20 protein-coding genes are annotated in these 21,881 nt (G+C 42.9%); 12 read left to right on the forward strand and 8 right to left on the reverse strand.

From position 1 onward, the window contains the following. Nucleotides 1–138: 138 nt before the first annotated feature. Nucleotides 139–675, reverse strand: coding sequence for a lipocalin family protein (locus tag ABMY45_RS07775; RefSeq protein WP_102058187.1), 537 nt, complete (start codon nucleotides 673–675; stop codon nucleotides 139–141). 173 nt (nucleotides 676–848) lie between these two features. On the opposite strand from ABMY45_RS07775, the gene ABMY45_RS07780 reads away from it, so the two are divergent. Further along, nucleotides 849–1,391 carry a hypothetical protein gene (locus ABMY45_RS07780; RefSeq protein WP_349288800.1) on the forward strand — a complete coding sequence of 181 codons (543 nt, stop codon included), beginning with the start codon at nucleotides 849–851 and terminating at the stop codon, nucleotides 1,389–1,391. Nucleotides 1,392–1,692: 301 nt separating this feature from the next. On the opposite strand, the gene ABMY45_RS07785 is transcribed toward ABMY45_RS07780, so the two are convergent. From ABMY45_RS07785 to ABMY45_RS07800, 4 genes are all read right to left on the reverse strand, one after another. Next, nucleotides 1,693–2,358, reverse strand: a complete 666-nt coding sequence (locus ABMY45_RS07785; RefSeq protein WP_039495434.1) for a class I SAM-dependent methyltransferase — start codon at nucleotides 2,356–2,358, stop codon at nucleotides 1,693–1,695. Nucleotides 2,359–2,368: 10 nt separating this feature from the next. Continuing rightward, nucleotides 2,369–6,028: an AAA family ATPase gene (locus ABMY45_RS07790; RefSeq protein ID WP_349288708.1), complete on the reverse strand. Its 3,660-nt coding sequence runs from the start codon at nucleotides 6,026–6,028 to the stop codon at nucleotides 2,369–2,371. A gap of 4 nt (nucleotides 6,029–6,032) precedes the next feature. Further along, nucleotides 6,033–7,232 (reverse strand): exonuclease subunit SbcD, encoded by a 1,200-nt coding sequence (gene sbcD / locus ABMY45_RS07795; RefSeq protein ID WP_010605594.1) that lies wholly within the window; start codon nucleotides 7,230–7,232, stop codon nucleotides 6,033–6,035. Nucleotides 7,233–7,313: 81 nt separating this feature from the next. Beyond that, nucleotides 7,314–7,553 carry a hypothetical protein gene (locus tag ABMY45_RS07800; RefSeq protein WP_010376069.1) on the reverse strand — a complete coding sequence of 80 codons (240 nt, stop codon included), beginning with the start codon at nucleotides 7,551–7,553 and terminating at the stop codon, nucleotides 7,314–7,316. Nucleotides 7,554–8,011: 458 nt separating this feature from the next. Between ABMY45_RS07800 and ABMY45_RS07805 the strand changes: the two genes are divergently transcribed. The 6 genes from ABMY45_RS07805 (at nucleotide 8,012) to ABMY45_RS07830 (ending at nucleotide 14,587) form a co-directional block, all read left to right on the forward strand. Further along, nucleotides 8,012–10,435 (forward strand): M1 family metallopeptidase, encoded by a 2,424-nt coding sequence (locus tag ABMY45_RS07805; protein ID WP_349288709.1) that lies wholly within the window; start codon nucleotides 8,012–8,014, stop codon nucleotides 10,433–10,435. After that, complete coding sequence (locus tag ABMY45_RS07810) at nucleotides 10,435–10,923, forward strand: DUF6702 family protein (protein ID WP_010605592.1); 489 nt, start codon at nucleotides 10,435–10,437, stop codon at nucleotides 10,921–10,923. Before ABMY45_RS07805 ends, ABMY45_RS07810 begins: the two co-directional genes overlap by 1 nt. Nucleotides 10,924–11,034: 111 nt before the next feature. Further along, on the forward strand, nucleotides 11,035–11,922 hold the full coding sequence (locus ABMY45_RS07815; RefSeq protein ID WP_010605591.1) for a hypothetical protein: 888 nt from the start codon (nucleotides 11,035–11,037) through the stop codon (nucleotides 11,920–11,922). A gap of 278 nt (nucleotides 11,923–12,200) precedes the next feature. After that, nucleotides 12,201–12,794 carry a 1-acyl-sn-glycerol-3-phosphate acyltransferase gene (locus tag ABMY45_RS07820; protein WP_206471867.1) on the forward strand — a complete coding sequence of 198 codons (594 nt, stop codon included), beginning with the start codon at nucleotides 12,201–12,203 and terminating at the stop codon, nucleotides 12,792–12,794. A gap of 334 nt (nucleotides 12,795–13,128) precedes the next feature. Next, a complete protein-coding gene (locus tag ABMY45_RS07825) occupies nucleotides 13,129–13,830 on the forward strand; it encodes a hypothetical protein (protein ID WP_349288710.1) in 702 nt (233 codons plus the stop codon). Between the two features lie 16 nt (nucleotides 13,831–13,846). Then, on the forward strand, nucleotides 13,847–14,587 hold the full coding sequence (locus tag ABMY45_RS07830; protein WP_010605588.1) for a reprolysin-like metallopeptidase: 741 nt from the start codon (nucleotides 13,847–13,849) through the stop codon (nucleotides 14,585–14,587). 101 nt (nucleotides 14,588–14,688) lie between these two features. Here ABMY45_RS07830 and ABMY45_RS07835 read toward each other — a convergent pair whose 3' ends face one another. Then, nucleotides 14,689–15,309: an arylesterase gene (locus ABMY45_RS07835; RefSeq protein ID WP_010605587.1), complete on the reverse strand. Its 621-nt coding sequence runs from the start codon at nucleotides 15,307–15,309 to the stop codon at nucleotides 14,689–14,691. Between ABMY45_RS07835 and ABMY45_RS07840 the strand changes: the two genes are divergently transcribed. From ABMY45_RS07840 to ABMY45_RS07850, 3 genes are all read left to right on the forward strand, one after another. Beyond that, nucleotides 15,308–16,021 (forward strand): ABC transporter ATP-binding protein, encoded by a 714-nt coding sequence (locus tag ABMY45_RS07840; protein WP_010376092.1) that lies wholly within the window; start codon nucleotides 15,308–15,310, stop codon nucleotides 16,019–16,021. The two genes, ABMY45_RS07835 and ABMY45_RS07840, sit on opposite strands and share 2 nt — an antisense overlap. Next, a complete protein-coding gene (locus tag ABMY45_RS07845; RefSeq protein WP_349288711.1) occupies nucleotides 16,011–18,512 on the forward strand; it encodes an FtsX-like permease family protein in 2,502 nt (833 codons plus the stop codon). The genes ABMY45_RS07840 and ABMY45_RS07845 overlap by 11 nt, the downstream gene beginning before the upstream one ends. 159 nt (nucleotides 18,513–18,671) lie before the next feature. After that, nucleotides 18,672–19,289 (forward strand): HAD-IA family hydrolase, encoded by a 618-nt coding sequence (locus ABMY45_RS07850; protein ID WP_010605585.1) that lies wholly within the window; start codon nucleotides 18,672–18,674, stop codon nucleotides 19,287–19,289. A 19-nt stretch (nucleotides 19,290–19,308) separates the two neighbouring features. On the opposite strand, the gene ABMY45_RS07855 is transcribed toward ABMY45_RS07850, so the two are convergent. Continuing rightward, a complete protein-coding gene (locus ABMY45_RS07855; protein ID WP_211865420.1) occupies nucleotides 19,309–19,689 on the reverse strand; it encodes a DUF3224 domain-containing protein in 381 nt (126 codons plus the stop codon). A gap of 144 nt (nucleotides 19,690–19,833) precedes the next feature. Here ABMY45_RS07855 and ABMY45_RS07860 point away from each other — a divergent pair, with 144 nt between their 5' ends. Then, nucleotides 19,834–20,628, forward strand: a complete 795-nt coding sequence (locus ABMY45_RS07860; protein WP_349288712.1) for a helix-turn-helix domain-containing protein — start codon at nucleotides 19,834–19,836, stop codon at nucleotides 20,626–20,628. A gap of 58 nt (nucleotides 20,629–20,686) precedes the next feature. Here ABMY45_RS07860 and ABMY45_RS07865 read toward each other — a convergent pair whose 3' ends face one another. Beyond that, on the reverse strand, nucleotides 20,687–21,244 hold the full coding sequence (locus ABMY45_RS07865) for a TetR/AcrR family transcriptional regulator (protein WP_102058175.1): 558 nt from the start codon (nucleotides 21,242–21,244) through the stop codon (nucleotides 20,687–20,689). A gap of 86 nt (nucleotides 21,245–21,330) precedes the next feature. Between ABMY45_RS07865 and ABMY45_RS07870 the strand changes: the two genes are divergently transcribed. Further along, nucleotides 21,331–21,864, forward strand: a complete 534-nt coding sequence (locus ABMY45_RS07870) for a dihydrofolate reductase family protein (protein ID WP_239422310.1) — start codon at nucleotides 21,331–21,333, stop codon at nucleotides 21,862–21,864. Nucleotides 21,865–21,881: the final 17 nt, after the last annotated feature.

The following is a 21,881-nucleotide window of genomic DNA, read 5'->3' on the forward strand; positions in this document are numbered from 1 at the left end:
CCTGTTACAGTTGACTGAATGATTTATTAACCATTTCCTACAGGAATAAGACACTTATACTCAACTCACATACAGCCTCCCTTCTGTTAGCAAGTTAAAATACCCATAAAAGGAACTTTAGTGTAAAGGGGGTTTACACTATTCTTTTCGAACGGTTTCGTGTCTCATATAGATAAGTTCATTGGTGTTAAAACCATATTGTTCTGACATGGTTTTAAACTTGTTCATTACAGTATCCGACACTTTAGGTGCTCTAGAAAGCAACCAAAGGTAATCACGATTGTAGCTGGTAACAAATGCATACTGGTAGTCTTCATCTAACTCGAATACCACATAACTGCCATAAAACGGACCAAAAAATGACACTTTCAGATGCGCTATTTCATCATTTGCAACAAACTTAGCTTTGCCAACCGCTTCTTTCCACTCTCCTTCCTCTGTTACATATCCCTTATTTACGACTTTAATTGAACCGTCGGGATTTTGGCTATAAGTTGCCGTGACGTTCTGCATTCCTCTTTCAAATGAATGGTCTAATCGCGCGATTTCATACCAAGTGCCTGTATATCGCTCAACATTAAAGTCTTTAACTGGTTTGATGCCCTCAGGCAGCCCTGTGCATGCTGAAACTGCAAGCACTAAAATCGCTGTGAAAAATAGCTGTCGTACTTTCATATAAGTTCTCCATATTCCATCTTGATGTCATACGTAGTAACCAAGCACTAAGATTAGTGACAGGTTTAATTTTTACCTAGTAAAAGCAAAATTTAATTCAGAACCTTGCCATGCCAATTTCACCTTATTTATTTTAAACTTACGTGCAAATGAATAGATCGCAGCAAAGTATGATGAATACAGCACAGAGCAAAAAAATACTAACTCATGGTTTGGGTGTAGCAACGGGTAAAGTTGCGTTTTATATTGAACATCCACCACGCATAGAACCTTATAATAATTTGATGCAAGTCAGTGCGTTAGCCAATAGGGAGATCGAACATATTAATGCGCATTGCGGCAATGGTTGGAGGAAAATCTTCAATGTTTTTGCCAAGTTTTTATTTGCTGCAAAGCTGCCAGATCACGATATTACTAACTATTCAACTTGGCAGTCATATCGTGATAGCGCATTACTTCAAGCTTCAAGTCAAGAAGCCCTGCTCTTCTCAACGCCTGATTTTTCAGCAAAAACATACGATTGGCATATTATTGCAGGACGCACCTACGCGAAATCATTACTCAGAGATCAGGTTTTTACTAACAATCTAATTTGGCTGGATGATGAGTTCGCCGTTGACTATAACTTGCGTCTTATTATTTCGCCATTTTTGGATTATCACCAACTTAGTAATATAAAAATCAATAAGTTAGTGAAAATAATAAGACAAGGTTAGATATTAGGCGGCAACTAAACTGCATGCCAAGTTGTGAAGAGATCAAATTTTTACTAAGTAAAATACTGATCTACATTTCCGTATCATGTCATTGAGATCAGAGTTTTACTAACTTTTTAGAAGTAAATGACATGAGGTTTAGATGAAGCGCGGTGACGTCAGTGGCGGGGCAGCAATTGGTTTGGATAGATCATTATTTTACTAACTTAATACAAGCTACTTTGAAAGAGTAAGAAAGGAAAAGCCACACCCGAATATGGTCTGGCTTATTTATCCGAAGCTCAGGTTATTTAGATAAAAACTACTGTTTATCTACCACAAAGCCTGCAAACCCAAGGGCTTTGAAGAAAGGTTTAGCAATGCCAAAACCTGCGGTGTCTAGCAGTTCAGCAAGGCGCATTTTATCCACGGGGTAAAACTCATGCTCTAAATTCACCCTCATACGTTGCTCGCCAACATCAGTCAGCCCAAGTTGTTTGCACACGATTAATTGCGCTTCACGTTCAAAGCTTGTCGCAGGTTTTTCTAAGTCGGCAATAAAAAGATGCCCATCCGACTTTAGCTGCTCACTCATTTGTTTAAACAAGCTTGCTTTATCGCCGTTATCTTTTACAAAGTGCATTACCAGCAAGCATAGTACTGCATCCGCTTGGTAGGCCTGTGGTGAAATCGCGCCATGATGGATCTGCACACGCTCCTGTAGGCCTAACTTAGTAAAATGCTGATCTGCAATTGCCAACATATCAGCAGATACATCTTGCGCTATAAACCGCCAACTCGGGTTTAGCTGAGCAAGTTCTACAATTTCTTTGCCTGTCCCTGCACCCACAACCAAAATGGTTGCGCTATCTGGGTAAAGTGCTAACAGTTGCGCCCCGGTAAGTTGGTGAATTAACGCATAACCTGGCACCAGTTTTGTGATCCTAGAGTCGTAGTTTTGGGCTTCTTCGCCCGTAAAAGTCGGCATCCAAATTTCCTTATGTTTGTGGTACTAAATTTAAAGATGAGTAGCCTCCCGGCTGTTTATTCACATGGATACGGGTGGCGATCCGCTCGCTCATCTGAGCAACATGCGAGATCACTCCAACCTTGCGGCCTTGTGATTGCAACGCGTCTAGTGCATCAATTGCGACACCTAGCGTCTCGGGGTCTAACGTACCAAACCCTTCATCAATGAATAATGAATGTATTTGCACTTTATTTGATGAAAGCGCGGCAAGTCCAAGTGCTAAAGATAAAGATACCAAGAAGGACTCTCCTCCAGATAAGGTGTTGACGCTACGTTGTTCGTCAGCCATATCTTTATCTATAACCGCAATTTCCAAAGATTGCTCGATATTGGTAAGCAGATAACGTCTAGAAAGCGTATGCAATTGCTGGTTAGCATACTGCAATAAGATTTTTAACGTTTGTGTTTGCGCCCAATTACGCAACTTTTTGCCTGTTGCGTCGCCTAATAACTTGTCTAGCAAATGCCATTGTTCGTAGTCTTGTTGCAACTGAGCGAGATTTGCCGCTTGCAAAGAGAATTGTTGTTTATTCTGAGCATCAACCTCTAATGCACTTTGCACTTGTAGTAACTGATTTTGAGTTTGTTCAAGTGCTTGCGTCGTCTCGGCATGACTTTGCTTAACTTGTTCACTATCAACCCCATCAGGGTACTTACTTTCAAGTTGGCTGAGTTCTTCACGCTGATGACTAAGCTGCAGCTTAGTGTTTTGAAAGGCTTGTTGAACTTGCGCACACTTTTCTAAATTCGCTCGAGCTTCATCCAAAGAAACCTCAAGTAACGCTAATACTTTTACTTTGTCTAGCTGCCCTTGCTGGTCGAGCAACCATTGTTCAAAACGCGCATTAAGTTGCTGCAACCGCGATGTTTGCTCGGCAATTTGCTTTTCTAGCTGCGTCAGGCTGTGCTGAGTCTTTTCACGTTGTGCTTCGGTTTGGCTCAGCGCCAACTGGGTTTGTGTGATCTGCTCTCGGCTTTGCTGTTCTTGCAGCTTAAGCTCTGCAATCCAATCATCCAATCTGGTGTGCTGCTGTGGTAAGTATTCAGCACGTTCGCGATTGAGGCGTTCAATATTCTGCTGATGTTGTAAAAGCGTATGTTCTAATTCTTCAAGCCGCTGCGCCTCGTCTTGTTTTTGTTGACTGACAAGATGTAATTGATGCTCAAGCTGAACTTTATTCGCCGTTAATGCATCTGTACGCTCGGTGGTTTTTAGCCAAGTTTGCACTCCTGTTTTAAGTTGGCTAATGGCAGTTTGAGGAGATGAATCAAAGTCTTGCCACCACGACTTATCGGAAATTAACGCTTTAAGCCGATTGCGTAAGGCAGCCACTGTTTGTGATAGCTGATCATATTCGGTTCGCAAAAAGGCAATATGATTGCCTAAATCATGGTGCTGCTGCTGAAGTGCCTGCCCTTTATGTTTAGCCTGCTCGAGGTGTTGTTGTGCCTGCTGAACCAATTGCCACTGGCGGTCGATATTATTGCGTAACTTGGATAGTTCATTTAGCCGTGACTGAATACTCACAAGTTGCAATTCAGCTTGCTCAGCGCTGCCAACTTTATACTCATCACTCAACGCATCTAGTCGAGCGCGATTCTCATTTATTTGCTTAGTGCAGTGAGCAATTTCCTGAGTGACTGACTGCCATAGCGCATTTTCACGCTCTTTTTCACCGACTTGTTGATTATAACGCTGCAACACTTGCTCACGAGCTTGCTCAGCAGCTTGATACTGAGACCGAAAATCCGATAGTAACTGCTCCCAATGGGCATCGATGTGCTCTACACCATAAGGATGTTCTTTTGAGCCACATACCATGCATTCTTGCCCTGCTCGCAATTGAGCGCGTAAATCGCTGATCCGCTCACTTGCGCGTAACTGCACTTGCTCCAAGTTATCACGAGTTAGGGCTAGGCGCTGCTTAGACAACTCATCTTGCTGCTTGGTATCTCGGATCAGTATCTCAAGCCTTTCCAAGCCAATATGATGTTGAGTTTGTTGCGATCGTAGCTGATGCAGCAAGGCATCTCCTTCTTCGATACTACGATAAGCCTGCACGCATAGAGACCAATTCTGCAATGCCAAATTTAGGTCTTGTTGAGTCAAAGGTGCGAGTGCTTCTTTTAATGCGGAGAGCGCGCTGGCTTCGGTGTCGTAAACCTTTTGTAGGTGCTGTACCTCAGCCTCATGTTTGCTCAATTGTGTACCTAGCGCTTGCTGTTCGTTCGGTAATTTTTGCAACTGGACTTCATAATCATTGCGTTGTTGTTGGTACTTTTGCAGATCATCGAATTGAGGTTGAACCACGTTCCATTGCCCGGCAATATTGCTAACTGAGTGCAAATTCGCTTGCTCATGCTCTAACTGCTGTAATTCAGTATCGATTTCGCCTTGTTGCACTTGATACTTCTGTATTGCAGCCTCATGTTGCGCAATAAGATTGGCGTGTTTATCTAGATAGGGCTTAGTTTCTAGTTCTTGCGCTTTATGTAGGCTCAGCTTTTCATCCAATATACGAATGCTGTTAAAGCTTGGTTCTAACTTTACAAAATTGGCTTGCTGCGTAATAAGCTGCTGTTCCAGTTGCTGCTGTTTTGCTTTGAGCGTTGTAATGGCGGATGCAAAATCTTGTTGCTGCAGTGCTAGCCGCTCTTGAGATAGCTGCGCAACGCGTTTATCCGCCAGCTCATGCTGCTCACGGTTATCACGCATCTCATTGGCTTTTAAGACTTGCTGCGCATATTCCTGCTGTGGCTTTCCCTCTTCTATTTGCTGCTCAAGCGTTTGTAGCGAGTGTTCCACCTCAGCTATTTTTTGCTTTCTTAGTTCGACATCCGCGAGCCATTGCAGCTGAGCTTGCAGCTTTGTACTTGTTTCTTGTTGTCGATTTCTTGTATCAAGCAATCCCAACTTCTGTGCTTCAAGTTCGGCTTGCTGCTCTGGTGACAAGAGCACAATTTGACCTAGCCTATCTTGCTGAGATTGCAGCTCAGTTTTCTTTTGCTTGTGCGCTTCAAAAACCGCTTTACCGATATTGCTGAACTTTTCGGTGCCCGTAAGACATTCTAGTAACTGAGCCCGTTCATCTCCCCCTGCCTTCAAAAACGCGGAGAATTCATGCTGAGCAAGCAACACAGCTCGAGTAAACTGTTCAAAGTTAAGCCCGACTAGCTGTTCGATTTTTTGTTCTGTTTCTTTTTTCTTCTCACAGACTAGGGTCATATCTGGTAGGCTAAACAACTCAATAGTGGCAGTTTTTAAATTACCTTTAGGGCTTTTTCTAGCGCGCTCTACCGACCAACTAGCTTGATAACGTTTGCTATCTTGAGCAATAAAAACCACGCTAGCAGATGCTGCAACACAGCCCCGACGCAATAGGTTTCGCGGGTCGTTTAACTTAATGTTATCGCCATTAAAGGCAACTCTCTCTTTGTCGTCCGATTTTAACCGTGCGGTTTTGCCATAAAACGCGAGACAAACCGCATCCAGTAAAGTGCTTTTTCCCGCCCCTGTATCACCAGTAATGGCATAAAGACCGGTGTCTTTGAGTGGTGCCGCAGTAAAGTCGACTTCTGCACTTTCTATAGAGGCAAGGTTGGTGATTAATATTTTTTCAAGTTTCATCGTCCTACTCCTCCATGCTCGCGATCACTTCTGCTAACTTTTCATGTAATGTCGCGGGTGCTTTTTCCTGCTCAGGTTCAATTTCGCGATAGGCAATATCCAACAAGGTATTGGGCGATAACGATTCAACTTTGCCCAAATCTTCAAACAACCACTCACTGGCAGCTGCGCCTTTAGACACCCGCTCAATACCACAAAACTTAATATCCTTTCCTTTTAGCGCTTCATCAATCTCGGCTCGAAAGCGGCTATTGGTTTCAGCTGCAGATAATTTTAAGCGAACATAGGGAGCGCTATCGAACTTGCTAAAATCCTGCGCCGCGATAGCTTCGCATAATTCAGCCAAGCGCTTTGCACCATCTTCAGGGATATATAACACATCTTTAAAACGGGGAACGTAAAGGGGGTTTACATCGACCAGACCTTGCTCATTAAATTCAGCGAGCAATACTTGATGCTTATAATTGCGTTCGGAAAATGACATTGGCAAAGGTGTGCCGCAGTATCTGATAGCACTTTGCTTAGCGACGGTTTGCGCTTTATGTAAATGGCCTAGTGCAACATAGTCAAACTGCTCGCCAAACACGCCGGCAGACACCGCATCAAAGCCGCCAATGTTGAGGTTACGCTCAGAATCTTCAGAAATCGTTCCACCCTTGGCGTGCAGATGCCCCATTAGCACAATAGGACCTTTCACTTCTTCTATCGTGCTTAGCGCATGCTGATAAGCTAATTGTACCCCGGTTTGATAGTCAAACTCGTCATCTAGCGGTTTTGGTAAATCAGCACTGCGCAAAAATGGCATTGCCACAACATGCATATGCTGCGCGGCGATGGGTAAATCGATAACAACTTGTTCAGGCGCTTGCTTGTTAAAGCGTCCAATAACATGGGTGTTGAATAAGGTTAAGAGTGGTTTTGCGGTTTCAATGCGATTAGCGGAATCGTGGTTGCCTGCAATCAGAATAATGTGCAGCTGAGGACACAGTTGAGATGCTTTTTGGATAAAGGTATACAGTTGCTTTTCAGCACTCGCGGGCGGTGTTGCGGTATGAAAAATATCACCGCTGATCAACAGTACATCAATTTGCTGTTCAACCAGCGCATCGCATAGCCAGTCTAAAAACAGCTGATGCTCTTCACTGCGATCATGCTCGTAAAACGATTGCCCTAAGTGCCAGTCAGACGTGTGTAAAACCTTCATTTAGCGTTCCTTTTCCTATAGAAACGCTAATATAGCATCGTCGAGCAATATTCGTCTTGTGAATATTGACGCTTTAACAGCTTAGTGAGTCAACTGCCACCAAGCAAAAATGATTATAGGTAATGCCAGTAAAAAGAATTTAGCAGGTAACTTGAAAACACGACTATGCTTATCTTGCACGCGTTTAATCGCCGATTTCTCGTTACAGGCAGCTACTTTATCAACATAAAAATAGCCGTCATCTAAATAATCTTTACAGTTTTGTTCGTCTGCAGGAATTGCAACAAACTTCTCTTGTTTTTTTAGTATGTAGAAATCCATACTGCCCACCACATTTGATTCGCTAAACGGGTATTTAGTACAGAGCAAAACTAACGCCAGTTTTACCCATAGATTGTAAAGTGCGCGATTTTAAAGACAAACTTGGGTCAATATCAACAACTAATTTTGTTTTCTTTATTTATTTATAAAATGTAGACAATAACCCAGCAAAATACCTTTTTGGCATACAAATTAATTTTTTGAGCATTGTATTTTTTCTATCAAAAACAACAGATTAAAAAACACTCAAAACAGCGTAATTTCAGTCGTGCCTAAATCTTGTTACTTTATCTCAAAACTTTGATTTATGTGTTTTTATTTGTCAGTTTATTGACACGTAGAAGGTTTTATTTGTCTTCCTTTGTCACCATGCAAATCCCCTCTACTCACTCCGAGCAAAAACTGAAATAAAAATGTTTATTGGTCAATGCTTTGGCACGATAAAATGGGAAATAACAATGAAAAAATCAACACCAGCCATGCCTTTATTGGTTGCACTAGCGCTATCCGGTGTCGCACACGCCAGCGCCATTTCGCAAACCAAAGGGCATTTTGAAGATAAGTTTCGCCAATTAGATGAGACTTTACCGACCCCTAATATCTACCGCAGCGCAGCCGGTGAGCCCGGAGAGCGTTATTGGCAACAAAAGGTGGATTATGATATTGATGTAAACTTGGACGAGAAAGCCAAAAGGTTAACCGCTACGCAGACCATACATTACAAAAATAACTCTCCTCACACCCTCAAATATTTATGGCTACAATTAGACCAAAATATCTTCAAAAATGATTCAATTGCTGAACGCACTGCAACTTTTGGGAACGAATTACAGAGTAATCCGGTTACAAAACATGCAAAAATTTCACTAAATCAACTCAGACGCCAGCAGTTTATGGATGACACTGAGCTTGGTTTTATCATCAATAATGTCAAGGACGGTCGCGGTAAACCGCTCAAGGTCACGATTGTTGATACCATGATGCGTGTTGACCTAAACGAACCACTCAAATCAGGTAAAGATCTACAATTTAGTATGGACTTCGCCTTTAATATTGTTGAAGAAGATGCCGTTGGCGCACGTTCGGGTTATGAGCACTTTGAAAAAGACGGTAATGACATCTTTTTGCTCGCGCAATGGTTCCCTCGCCTAACGGCGTATACAGATTATGAAGCTTGGACCAACAAGGCGTTTCTTGGCAGTGGTGAATTCACGCTCGAGTTTGGTGACTACGACGTTGAAATCACGGTGCCGGCCGATCATATCGTTTCTGCAACCGGTGAGTTAGATAACCCAAAGCAAGTTCTGAGCAAAACCCAGCGTGACAGACTAGCGCAAGCAAAAACAGCAAAACGCCCGGTATTCGTCGTTACTGAAGAAGAAGCACTAGAGAACGAAAAAGCGGGTACAGACGACACCAAAACGTGGCGCTTTAAGGCCAAGAATGTGCGAGATTTTGCTTGGGCTTCATCACGTAAATTTATGTGGGATGCTAAAGGCTATCAGCAAGGTGGTGACGAGCAGCCTCTCGTGATAGCCATGTCATTTTTCCCCAAAGAGGGGGGTGACTTGTGGAAAAAGTACTCCACCGAAGCCGTTATTCATACAATGGAAGTCTATTCACGCTTCTCGTTTGATTACCCCTATCCAACCGCGCAATCAGTAAATGGTCCTGTCGGTGGGATGGAATATCCGATGATCACTTTCAATGGTCCGCGTACGAAATTGCAAGATGATGGCTCTCGCACCTATTCACTGGCCGAGAAACGTTTTTTAATCGGCGTTGTCATTCACGAAGTAGGGCACATCTACTTCCCTATGATAGTCAACTCAGACGAGCGCCAGTGGACATGGATGGATGAGGGCCTCAATAGCTTTTTAGATGGCGTTGCTGGCCGCGAATGGGATCCCACCATTCCTTGGGGCGTTGAGCCAAGAGATGTTGCTGCCTACATGAAATCTGAAGATCAGTCTCCAATCATGACGCAATCAGACAGCGTATTGCACTTAGGCCCAAATGCCTACACGAAACCTGCTGCAGCGCTTAATATTCTGCGCGAGGTGATTTTAGGCCGTGAGCTATTCGATTTTGCATTTAAAGAATATGCCCTACGCTGGAAATATAAACGCCCAACGCCAGCTGATTTCTTTAGAACGATGGAGGAAGCTTCTGGGGTCGATTTAGATTGGTTCTGGCGTGGCTGGTTTTACAGCACTGATCATGTCGATATCTCACTAGATAAAATCTATCAATTGCGGTTGGACACCAAAAACCCAGACATCGACTTTGGTCGCCTACGTGAGTTTGAAAAGAACAAACCAATGTCGTTATTCGTCAAACGCAATCAAGAACAAGGGCGCGCACTTTGGATTGATAAAAACCAAGACATAACAGACTTTTACGATAATAATGACCAGTTTACGGTAACCAATGAAGAACGAAATGAGTATCGTGAGTTTTTATCTGAGCTTAAACCTTGGGAAAAACGTACTCTTGAGCGCGCGGTAAAAGAAGACAAAAACTATTACGTACTTAAGTTTAGTAATGTCGGTGGACTCGTGATGCCAATCTTACTTGAGCTCACGTACCAAGATGGTAGCAAAGAAGAGCGGACTATCCCTGCCGAGATTTGGCGTCGTAATGCCCGTAACGTCAGCAAGCTAATTATTACAGATAAAGATAAACCGCTTGCGTCCGTGACCGTTGACCCGCGGTGGGAAACTGCTGACGTTGATATTGAGAATAACCATTACCCAAGACGCATTATAGAATCTCGCCTAGAGCTCTATAAAAAGAAAGAACGTGAAGGTAAAGTGTATCGCGATATCATGCAAGACGTTAAAGCCGAGCTAAAACCACTTGAAGAGAAAAAGGATAACTAATGAAAACCTGGCGCTTAGCCTGTTTATTTGTGCTGATTTCACCGCTTTGTCAAGCGCACCAATTAAAAGCAGCGGTCACCACGGTGTTATTTAACGAACGCAGTGGTAATATCGAAATCATGCACAGATTCTATCTCCATGATACTGAGCATGCGGTAGAGAGCCTATTTAGTCACAATGCCGATATATTTAACAATGTTGCTGATAGAGTAAGCTTTGCGAATTATGTCAGTAAGCGCGTTGAATTAAAAACAGGCGCAGGTAAAGTGCTGCCCTTAAATTTGGTTGGTGCGGAAATTGATGGCCAATTTTTTTGGGTATATCAAGAAACGCCACTGTTCTCACCAATAAATGAACTTAAAATGCGCCATAATGCACTCAGAGATGTGTGGTCAGAACAAGTCAATTTAGTAAACTTTGAAGGCAAAGGAAAAGTCAGGTCGTTGCACTTTGATGGTAATGATGATTGGCTAAGCGTCACGTTTTAGGTTATCTAACTCGCTAAAGTTAAAAGGCACTCCGGTGCCTTTTTTACTTTATCAACTCAAGTTCTGCGCTAAAGTTAAAGAATACTTTTTAATGCACGATGAGGAAAAGGAATGATAGCCTCAATAAAGCTGGTGTTGACCTGCATATTACTGACGTCATTTAGCGTCTGTGCAAACGATTTAGTGCGCTATAACATCTCTAAAGAATTTGCAGATCCAAAACAAGACTACTACATCGCGTTATTAAGGCTGGCTCTAAATAAGAGCCGCGATAAATATGGCGCTTACCAACTCAGTGAAAACTCTTTCGATCATACCCCTCAAGGGCGCACCTTAGAAATTTTGGAGCAAGGGAAGCTTTTAGATGTTCACTGGAGTATGACATCCATCAAAAGAGAAAAGAGTTTAGCGACGGTATATGTGCCGCTACTAAAAGGAATGATGGGCGCGCGTTTATTTCTCATCCACAAAGATACCGAAGAAAGACTCTCTTTGCTTCACTCTCCCGCCCAATTAATGAGTTTCACGCTTGGTAGTGGTATCGACTGGCCCGATACTTCAATCTACGAAAAAAATGGCTTTGTTGTAGTCACTAGCATGGCTTCTTTGCTACCAAAGATGTTAGAAGAAAAACGCTTTGAGCTCTTCCCTCGCGCACTTCACGAACCATGGACAGAGTTACAAAGCATGGATAGCACAGTAGTAGAGTCTAGGTTCGCGTTTTGTTATCCCACTGCTATGTACTTTTTCGTCAATAAAAATAATAGTCGACTCAAAGAACGCCTTAGCTATGGCCTCAACAAAGCAATAGAAGACGGCTCGTTTGATAGACTATTTTTCAATCATCCAATTACTCGTGAAGCCATTGCAAAAGCCAAATTTGAGGATAGGAAAGCTTTAAAACTTCAAAACCCAAACTTGAGTGGTCACACAAGGGATACCCTGTTTAACGCCAAATATACTTGGCAACCTATCCACCAGTGCATATCGCCCAACTAGGCCCAGTCCAGCGTGATAAGCTACTGACACTTGAATTATCGGCTTTGGTTAATTAATTTGGGATTGGTATGTGTAAGTAAGGGATATCTAGTTTTTTGTAGATTTATCAGCCTAATCAGTAATTCGTTTTATACGATAACATCGCACACCAGCGCTTAGTGCCTAAGCCCTGTTTATCTTTCAAGTTTGTTTTTGCAGCAACGGTCAACAGGCCCTAGAACTTTCAGCTAGAATGAATTCACCACCAACAAATAACACAAATAAAGAAGGCCATTACCTTGATCAATATTCCACCCAATATCCCACGCTCAAACAGCCCGATTGGTCGAAAGCTTGGTAGCTTGATGCTTAAGATGATGGGATGGAAGATAGCTGGCACCTTCCCAAGTGAAGAAAAGTTTGTAGCAGCCGTCGCGCCGCATACGTCAAACTGGGACTTTTTTATTGGCATTGCTGTCAAGCTTGCACTTGATGTTGAAATTCGTTTTTTAGGCAAGCACACCATTTTTACCCCACCATTTGGCTGGTTATTACGCAAATGGGGTGGAATTCCGGTTAGGCGAGATACACCGCATGGTATGGTCACGCAGGTTCGCGATATTTTTAATGCCAGCGACAAATTGATTTTGGGCTTAGCTCCAGAAGGAACTCGTAAATACACTCCAGAATGGAAAAAAGGCTTCATCTACATTGCGCAATCCGCCGAAGTCCCCATTGTGCCTATGGCAATAGACTACCGCAGTAAAACTTTTGTTATTATGCCTGCGATCGACAATACAACAGAGCTCACGCCAGATCAGTTACTTAATCAAGTCAAACTACAATTTTCAAAACAAATGGCAAAATACCCTGCACACGCATCAGGACTATGAATAAAAATATCGATGAAGATCAAAAAGATTAAATTGAAATACCATTATTTCAGACAAAAAATAATAAAACTATCAGCTATTTCAAAAAATAAAGCTAATCCAATCAAACACTTTGAAACAGCACACTTTGATTACATTAGCTTGACAATTACAAGCCATAACACACTTAACACGCTCACATTGTAAAGATTTGTTAATGACATTTATACATATATATCATGAAGATATTTAATTTTAACCATCATCAATGAAAACATTCAGTAAATTAAAAGTTGATAAGAAGACCGCATCATGAATAGTATTTCACTACTTATTAACGTCATCGTGGTGAATTATGCGAGTGCTCATTGTTGCATTACTTATGGGTTTTATTGGAATTGCCTTTTGGAAAATGATGCCAGAAGCTCAACCTTCACAGGTAAATTTAATTCAAGCTTCACACAACTTAGAAACTGATAACCAGGCAACTCCAAAGCATGAGACGCTTGAATCGAGCCCTGAGCAGGTCACCCCTACAGCGACGCCAATACAAAAGGGCAATGACTTTTACGCTGTGAATAAGGTATCAAATAAAGCAAAAGCAGTGCTTTCAGCCGCAAAGGTTTTACCACAAGATTTAAGCAACGAAGCGTATATTGAGTTTGACTTACCTACACTAAGAGAATTAGAAGGCGGTGATAACTTTGAATTGTTAATTCCGCAAACACAAGAGTCATTTGTAGCAGAAGTGACAGGCATATCTTTAGCGGAAAACGGCGATAAAAGTGTTTTTGGTAAGGTAACCGGTGCTGATGGTCGTTTCCATACCACCGTTTTAACCGTAGGCAAAGACGCCGTATATGGTCAACTTACCGCCCCAAGTGGCAACTATGTATTTGAATCAAAAGATCAATTTGGCTGGATTGCTGCCAAGCGAGACTTATACCGCTCCCACAAAGAAGAAGAACTACATCCGCATGATAGCCATGACGAAACAGACCATAACTCAGTTTCTGTGAAGAAAGATATTTTTCAACCCAAAAGTAACGTTAACTAAAAAGAAAGGAAAAACAATGAAAACAACAGTAAAGGCAGCATCGCTGGCAACGGCACTCGCTCTATCTGCAAGCGCATCAGCAGTAACCGTCGATATCGGCATTCTTTATACCGATCAATCTGCGGCTGCTACATCAAACATTAATACTAAAATCAATCAGCTGATTGCGTTTACAAACCAAGTTTACAGCCAAAATGGCATCGATCTGCAACTACGTCTTGCAGGTACACAAAACTTAGGTAACTACAACATCACACCAACGAGTGCTTGGTTAGATTCTGTGACTAACAGTAGCTATGTAGCTAATCTTCGTAATACTTGGCGTGCAGATATGGTTGCGGTACTTGGTACAGGTGAGCGCAATGGTAACTACATCACATGTGGTCTAGCTTGGGTAGGTCAAGGTAGCAATGGCAACCTATATTCAAGCATGAGCAACCGTATGTTCAGCATTACAGGTATCGATTGTGGTGCAACAACCTTTGTACATGAGCTTGGTCACAACCAAGGTCTAGCGCATTCACGCAAACAAGGTGACACCAGCGGTGGTGTATACGTTGATGGCATGGGCCACGGTGTACAAGACAACTTCGCTAGTATCATGGCTTATCCACATGTATTTGGTAATGCAACACAATACGACTACTTTGCAAACCCGAACTGGTCTCTTGGCGGCGTGCCTTATGGTGTAGTTGGTCAATCATATGCTTGGAAAACGGTAGATGCGACTAAAACGAGTATCGCAAACTTCAAGTAATCGCAATGTAGTTAATTAAGCACTACTGCAATAAGTTAAAGTTTCAAACTAAAACACACCCAAACCCGCGCTCTTAGCGGGTTTTTTTGTGTTTTGTATGCTTATTTTTCCAGCCATTGATTGATTTCTTGATACATAAAGTCGCGGATTAGAGGTTGCGCTTCTTTGTTGGGGTGTAAGTTATCGCTTTGCATTAATTCCGGTTTGGCCGCCACTTCTAGCATAAAGTAGGGCATTAGGTAGCTACCGGTTTGCTCTGTCACTTGTTGGTAGCTCTCGGTAAACATACTGGTATAGCGAGGACCTAAATTAGGGGGGATTTGGATTTCCATTACGGCAACGTTGGCGCCTGCTTGTTGGCTAGATTGCACCAGCAGTGTGAGATTTGCCTTTAACCTTTTTACAGGAAATCCGCGTAGGCCATCATTACCACCCAATTCGATTAATACATGAGTAGGCGAAATCGTTTTCAATTGCTGATTTATTTTTGCCACAGCATTACCTGTTGTTTGACCGCTAACGCTAACATTGATAATTTCGATCGGATTTTGTTCTGTTTCGTATTTATTTTGTAACAATTTAACCCAACCATCATCTTGTTTCAGGCCATAAGCGGCGCTTAAGCTATCACCAACTATCATGAGTTTTTGCTTGGCATTTGCGCTTAACGGCGTCATTACAATAACAAGTATGAACAACAACTTTAGGAAATAGTACTTCATGTCAGTGCTTTCTCAGTTAAATATGATCCAAGTAAAAGGCCTTACTAAACAGGTCTCTACCGTTGAAGGTAATCTCACTATCCTTAGTGATATCGATTTCACTGTCAAGTCAGGTGAGTCCGTGGCTATCGTTGGCGCTTCAGGCTCAGGTAAGTCAACCTTACTTAGTTTGCTTGCCGGATTAGATATCGCATCCAAAGGAGAAGTTCATTTAGATGGCGAATCATTACAAAAAATGGATGAAGAAGCTCGAGCTCAACTGCGAGCAGAAAAAGTCGGCTTCGTATTTCAGTCATTTATGTTAGTGCAAAGCTTAACAGCACTTGAAAATGTGATGCTTCCTGCTGAATTAGCTGGGGACAAAGGTGCAAAAAATCAAGCGACAGAGTTATTAGAAAAAGTTGGCTTGTCTCATCGTCTAACGCACTATCCTTCACAACTTTCGGGTGGCGAACAGCAACGAGTGGCTATAGCCAGAGCCTTTGTTGGCAAACCCAAAATCCTATTCGCCGACGAACCATCGGCTAATTTAGACAGCAAGAACGGCCATCTTATCGAGCGTTTGCTGTTTGACCTAAACAAAGAGAATGGCACCACTTTGGTGCTTGTTACCCATGATGAGCAACTCGCTCAACAGTGTGATCGCATCATTCATATTGAAGCTGGAAAACTAGAAGTAATAAAACAAGGAGCGGCTGTCAATGTGGTTTAAGTTAGCACTTACTTTATTCTCTAGGGAATTTAGACGAGGCGAGCTCACCATCATCCTAGCTGCAATTGCGCTTGCAGTATTGACTGTGTTTAGCTTGTCTTCCATTACCGAGCGGATCCGTTTGAATCTAGAACAAAAATCCGCAGACTTTATCGCTGCTGACAGGCGGCTTTCGAGCAACCATGATTTCGACGACCGAGTACTGACCACAGCACGAGAGTTTGGCTTAAATACCGCCAAGCAAGTGTATTTTGACTCGATGTTATTTGCCAACGATGAGTTAATACTTGGCGCGCTAAAAGCGGTGACAGATACATATCCACTTAGAGGTAAACTTACTTTAAGAGATAGCCTTAATGGCGAGAATTACCAAGTTCAAGCCGCTCCGAAAAAGGGCAATGTATGGCTCAGCGAAGGCTTGTTTTATTCCCTTGGCCTTAAAATTGGCGATGTGGTAGAAATAGGGGCAGGGCAGTTTACAGTGAGTAAGGTGCTTATTAGCGAGCCTGATGCCCCTTTCTTCTCGCTGGCGGGGAACAAACGCGTCCTTATTAATCATGATGATATTGCGGTGACTAAAGCCATTCAACCCGGGAGCCGAGTATTCTACCGACTATTATTTTCGGGCTCAGAGCAGCAGCTGAGAGAGTACTACACTTGGCTCAAGCCACAACTCAAAAGTAATCAATCTTGGCAGGGAATAAAAGACAGGCAATCACCTTTGGGTGAAAACTTAGCTCGCTCGGAGAGCTTTTTGCTCCTTGCTGGACTATTTGGGATCATGCTCGCTGCCGTAGCGATGGCGGTTTCTGCAAAGCGCTACTGTGAGCGCCAATATGATCCCGTCGCCATGATGAAAACTCTCGGTGGTAGTCGCAAAACCATCCGCCGTATTTATCTTTTACACCTTTCTTTAGTGACCTTTTTTTCCGTTGTAGTCGGTCTTGCTATCGGTTACGGGCTGCAAAGTGTTGGGGCCGCTTACCTGATTAACTTTATGGATACGGCCCTGCCTGAAGCAGGGTTTAGGCCTTGGCTGTTGAGCATTGCCGTGGGTGTGGTATGCGCAATGATGTTTTCATTAAAACCACTATTAGATTTATTTGACATCCCGCCGCTGCGCGTCCTAAGACGCAACCTTGGAGACACCATCGCGATTAGTCGAATTCATATGGCGCTTTCAGTATTAACAATTTTCGGGTTAATGTGGCTATTTAGTCGCGATATTAAGATCACCGCGATTTTATTCGGCGCAACCTTGCTACTCATGGCCGTGCTATACGTGATCTCACGACTATTATTTTCAGCGGGCAGAAAACTAGGGTTGAGTCCGGGCTCAAGTTGGTCTCTTGCCATTGCCACACTGCAAAAACGTGCCAATGCAAATGCGGTACAGCTTATTAGCTTTGCTCTGGCTATCAAATTAATGTTGTTTTTAGTGGTGCTGAAAAATGACATGATCTCAGATTGGCAGATGCAAGTGCCTGAAGACGCACCCAATGCGTTTTTTATCAATATCATGGAACAAGAAATTCAGCCAATGCAAAGCAAACTCGATGAAAGTGGCATCAAACATGAACATTTTTATCCCGTCTTTTTGGGTCGTGTAAATGCGCTAAATGGCGAAGAGTTTGCACGCAGGGTCTCACTGCAAGAGGGTGAAGAAAAAGACGAAGATGCACGTGATGGGGTAGGGCGCGAGCTCAATTTTACTTGGTTAGATGAATTGCCAGCGGGTAATGAAGTAGTCGATGGCGAGTGGTTTGATGACTCTGATGCGCTTCAAGTTTCCGTCGCTCAAGGGCTTGCCGAGCGGGTAGGGATAAAAGTGGGGGGCACGCTTAGCTTCCTAATCAATAGTCAAACAATTGAAGCCAAAGTGACGAGTTTACGTAGTGTCAATTGGGGCTCACTGAAACCTAACTTTGTGATGATATTCAACGATAAAATCGCCGGCCAATTCCCTGTGACTTACTTTACTGCCGCCAAGCTTGAAATAGCAGACACTAAGGTTATTAGTCAGTTTTTGAAAGCGTATCCAACAATTAGTATGATCGACATTCAGAGCCAGCTCAAACAGGCACAATCGATGATTTCTCAAGTCTCACTGGCGATTAGCTTTGTACTTAGTATCGTGCTTATCAGCGGTTCTTTGGTGCTCATTTCTCAGGTTCAGGCAAGCCTTGCCGAACGTATGCAGGAAATCGTTATCTTGCGCACACTCGGTGCCAAAGGTCGTTTGATAAAACTCGCCACGCTTTATGAATTTTTATTACTTGGCGGATTAGCAGGACTGGTAGCTGCCGTGGTCAGTGACATTGCACTGTTGGTGATCCAAGTTCAAACATTCGATGTGGATGGCCGTTTGCACCCCTATATTTGGCTATTAGGGCCTGCAACTGGCGCAACATTCGTCGCTGTGATTGGTTACTTTATGGTGGCGAACACCATGAAACAAAACACGCAAGGGCTACTACGCAAACTCGCATAAAACTTCGAAAAGACTAAAAAGTGGCTCACCGTTACCATCAGTGAGCCACTCATCTCGCAAAAGCAAAACTCCATCGTCTTGATCTTTACAAACTTCAATTACGTACCTACCTTTAAGTAGGGCTACGCAGTACACATGCGAAACCAAAGGATATTAAAAATGGATAGGATACCGGTTAAAGGCATTATTTTTGACCTAGATGGCACACTAGTGACATCTGAACTCGACTTCTCACTTATTCGGGCGCAAATTGGCTGTCCGGTAGGGCAAGACTTACTCAGTTTTATCAGTACATTGCCTTCACCTTACATGCGTGAAGAGGCTATGAACATCGTCCACCAACATGAATTATGTGACGCACAGCACTGTGAAGTTATTCCTGGGGTTAAGGAGTCTGTTGCGCACCTTTCGAGAATGGGGGTCCCGCTTGCCGTTGTGACCAGAAACTTTGCAAAAGCGGCGCGATTGAAGCTTAAAACAGCGGGATTGCCAATTCCATTGATTTTAACAAGAGACGATGCGCCAGCCAAACCAGACCCAGCCGCGCTGCTGCAAGTTGCTCAGACCTGGCAAGTGCCACCTTATCAATGTGTTTATGTTGGCGATTACCTCTACGATATAGAGGCGGCACATAACGCCAACATGCCGTCATGCTTGTTTGCCCCTAATGACAAACCTCACTACGCAGAGCAAGCAGATGTTGTCATTAGTCACTTTGCGGAGTTAGTGGATGCGCTGTACACGCTAGACATAAGAAGACACCGCTACTTAGCCTAGCGCAATAACATTGAAGCTATCAGTTATGTGTTATTTGGTAGTTTGCCTTTTTTCCCTCAGTCGACTCAAACGACCCTTTATCACCCACAGCAATAGCATCAACATCGCTTTGTACCACTGTAAAATTACTATGTGCTTTACCGTGCTTAAAACGACCATCGTGCATCAATACAACCTTGCCTTGTTGCCCAGAAAAGTACCCGATTACTGCTTCAAAGCCATTAAACTCAACATCTCCTTCTTCGGCATAGTGAAGCTGATAATAAACTTCGCTACTGCCTTCAATTTCGCCTTCGTAACTGAGGCTCACCACGGCTTTGGAGAGTTTGGCACCATCATCAAATTGTTTTTCTGTGGTTTCTTGCCAATTGATAATTTCGTACACACCTGTTAGTTGCATCGCATTTCCCTTAATTTTATAGTAAAAGAGTTTGATCTTGCTCTGCAGTTTCATGCAGCTTGTTTTAAATCTAGCACGCAATTTAAAATTGGTATTGTAAAAACGCGACAACAAACAATGAGTTCTATCCATAACAAGGCAACGATGAAATCTAACCTTAGTCCAGTCACCGGTGTACTCCACCAACAACAAAGCGCTCCAAACTACCAGCTTAGACGGTATTTCCCATGCACAGAGTTAAAAGGTCTTGTCGAGCAATTTTGGTTTGTCGACTGGTGTTTGCCGGATAATAAAACCCATACACAACGAAACTTACCAGATCCCAACTTTCATTTACTGCTAAGTACCGATGAGATAAAAATTATTGGCCCTGTAAGCAAAGTATACGATTACACAATGCATGGAAAAGGGCAGCTCTTGGGGGTTAAATTTAGGGTCGGTGCCCTAGTAGGACAATTTGATATCACTCCTTTGGCATGTGTCGATAAAACCTTTTCTTTGCAGCATCTTTGCGATATACTATCGAGTTCGCTTGTTTCTTCATTAACCATGGCAAGTGATGATGCAGAGCGGGTAAAAGTGCTATCACAATTTTTAATGTCGTTTACACTCCCTCAAAGCACAGGTGCTGCTATGGCCGAAGGTATTCTCAACACCTTGCAAGATCACAGCGATATTTTTACGGTTGAGCAACTTGCCAAACAATGCGACATGCCAATACGACAAATACAAAGGCTTTGCCAACACTACATCGGTTTTAGTCCTAAATGGCTAATTCGAAAGTACCGCTTGCACCAAGCACTTGCACTGCTTGAATCCAATGCGACTACAATGGCAGACATTGTTGCTCAGTTGAACTATACCGATCAGTCACATCTTATTAGAGATTTTAAAGAAATAATCGGCACCACTCCCAATCGTTATCTCAAGCGTCCCTAACAGGTACTTCGCCTCTATGTGTTGTAATGCCCCTTTACAACGCCACAACGCAATGACATTAAGCCTCAATCGCTTTACAAATTAGTGCAATTGTACCGTTTGTCATCGAGACATTTAACGCTTCTCTATCTGGGTGACACTCCATAGCAAGTGCAAAACCATGTAAATAATCAACCAGTAAGCAAATCGCATCTTGTTGTGCCTGCCCCTGTAATTCAAGCGTTTGAGTGATCACCTCAAATCGGGTTTGAAACACTTCAGCTGGACCTACTGAGTCCATTGATAGCAGCACAGTTAACAGCCCTGGATAGTCGTCGAGTAGCTGTAAATAACTTACACTGAGCTTTTGTAGCTCTGTTTGCCACTGTTCATCGCAGCTAGGTTCATATATTTCATCGACTAAAGAGCAGGTCAAAGCTTCGAGCAAAGCCTGTTTGTTTTTAAAGTAGTGATAAATTGCCATCGCATCGACATTTAGGCTGCTCGCCAACGCTCGAATACTAGGCACTTTTCTACTTTCCTTCATCTGCAATTTGGCTGCTTGTATGATCAGCTCCTGACTTAGTGCTTTACCTTCCGCTAACGGTCGGCCACGCTTCTTATCCTTGACACTCATTGTTTACTCTCGCTAAGATAAAATAAATTCTACAGTGTAGAATTTATTTTATCTTGAAATAGTTTAGGGTTCAATTGGAGTATAAAATGGCAAACATCGTCTATATTGGGGCAAGCCTAGACGGCTTTATCGCGGATAAAAACAACCACTTAGATTGGCTACATGATTTACCCAACCCTGAAGGTTCAGACTTGGGGTTCGCCGATTTTATGGCCCGCATAGATGCCATCATCATGGGACGTAATACCTTTGAGACAATCCAAGGATTTGATTGCGACTGGCCATACAATAAACCTGTTTTTGTATTAAGTAATACGCTTAAAGAAGTGCCAAAAGTTTTTTCAGATAAGGTATCGCTTGTACGGGGTGAACTGACAGATATCGCCGAACAACTGGCTCAGCAGGGCTTTAAAAATCTTTACATTGATGGCGGAAAAACCATACAAAGCTTTCTTCAACAAGATCTCATTGATGAGCTAATTATCACGACCATTCCAACTATTTTAGGTGGCGGAATACCTTTATTCGGAGAATTAAACGAACCGCTTAAATTTAGACATGTGAATGCTGTGAGATATTTAGATTGCGTGGTAAAAAATTACTACGTACGCCAAAGATAACCCTAAGAAGGCGCTTA

Origin of the sequence: Pseudoalteromonas sp. XMcav11-Q (assembly GCF_040104525.1) — a bacterium.
Taxonomy (GTDB): Bacteria; Pseudomonadota; Gammaproteobacteria; order Enterobacterales; family Alteromonadaceae; genus Pseudoalteromonas.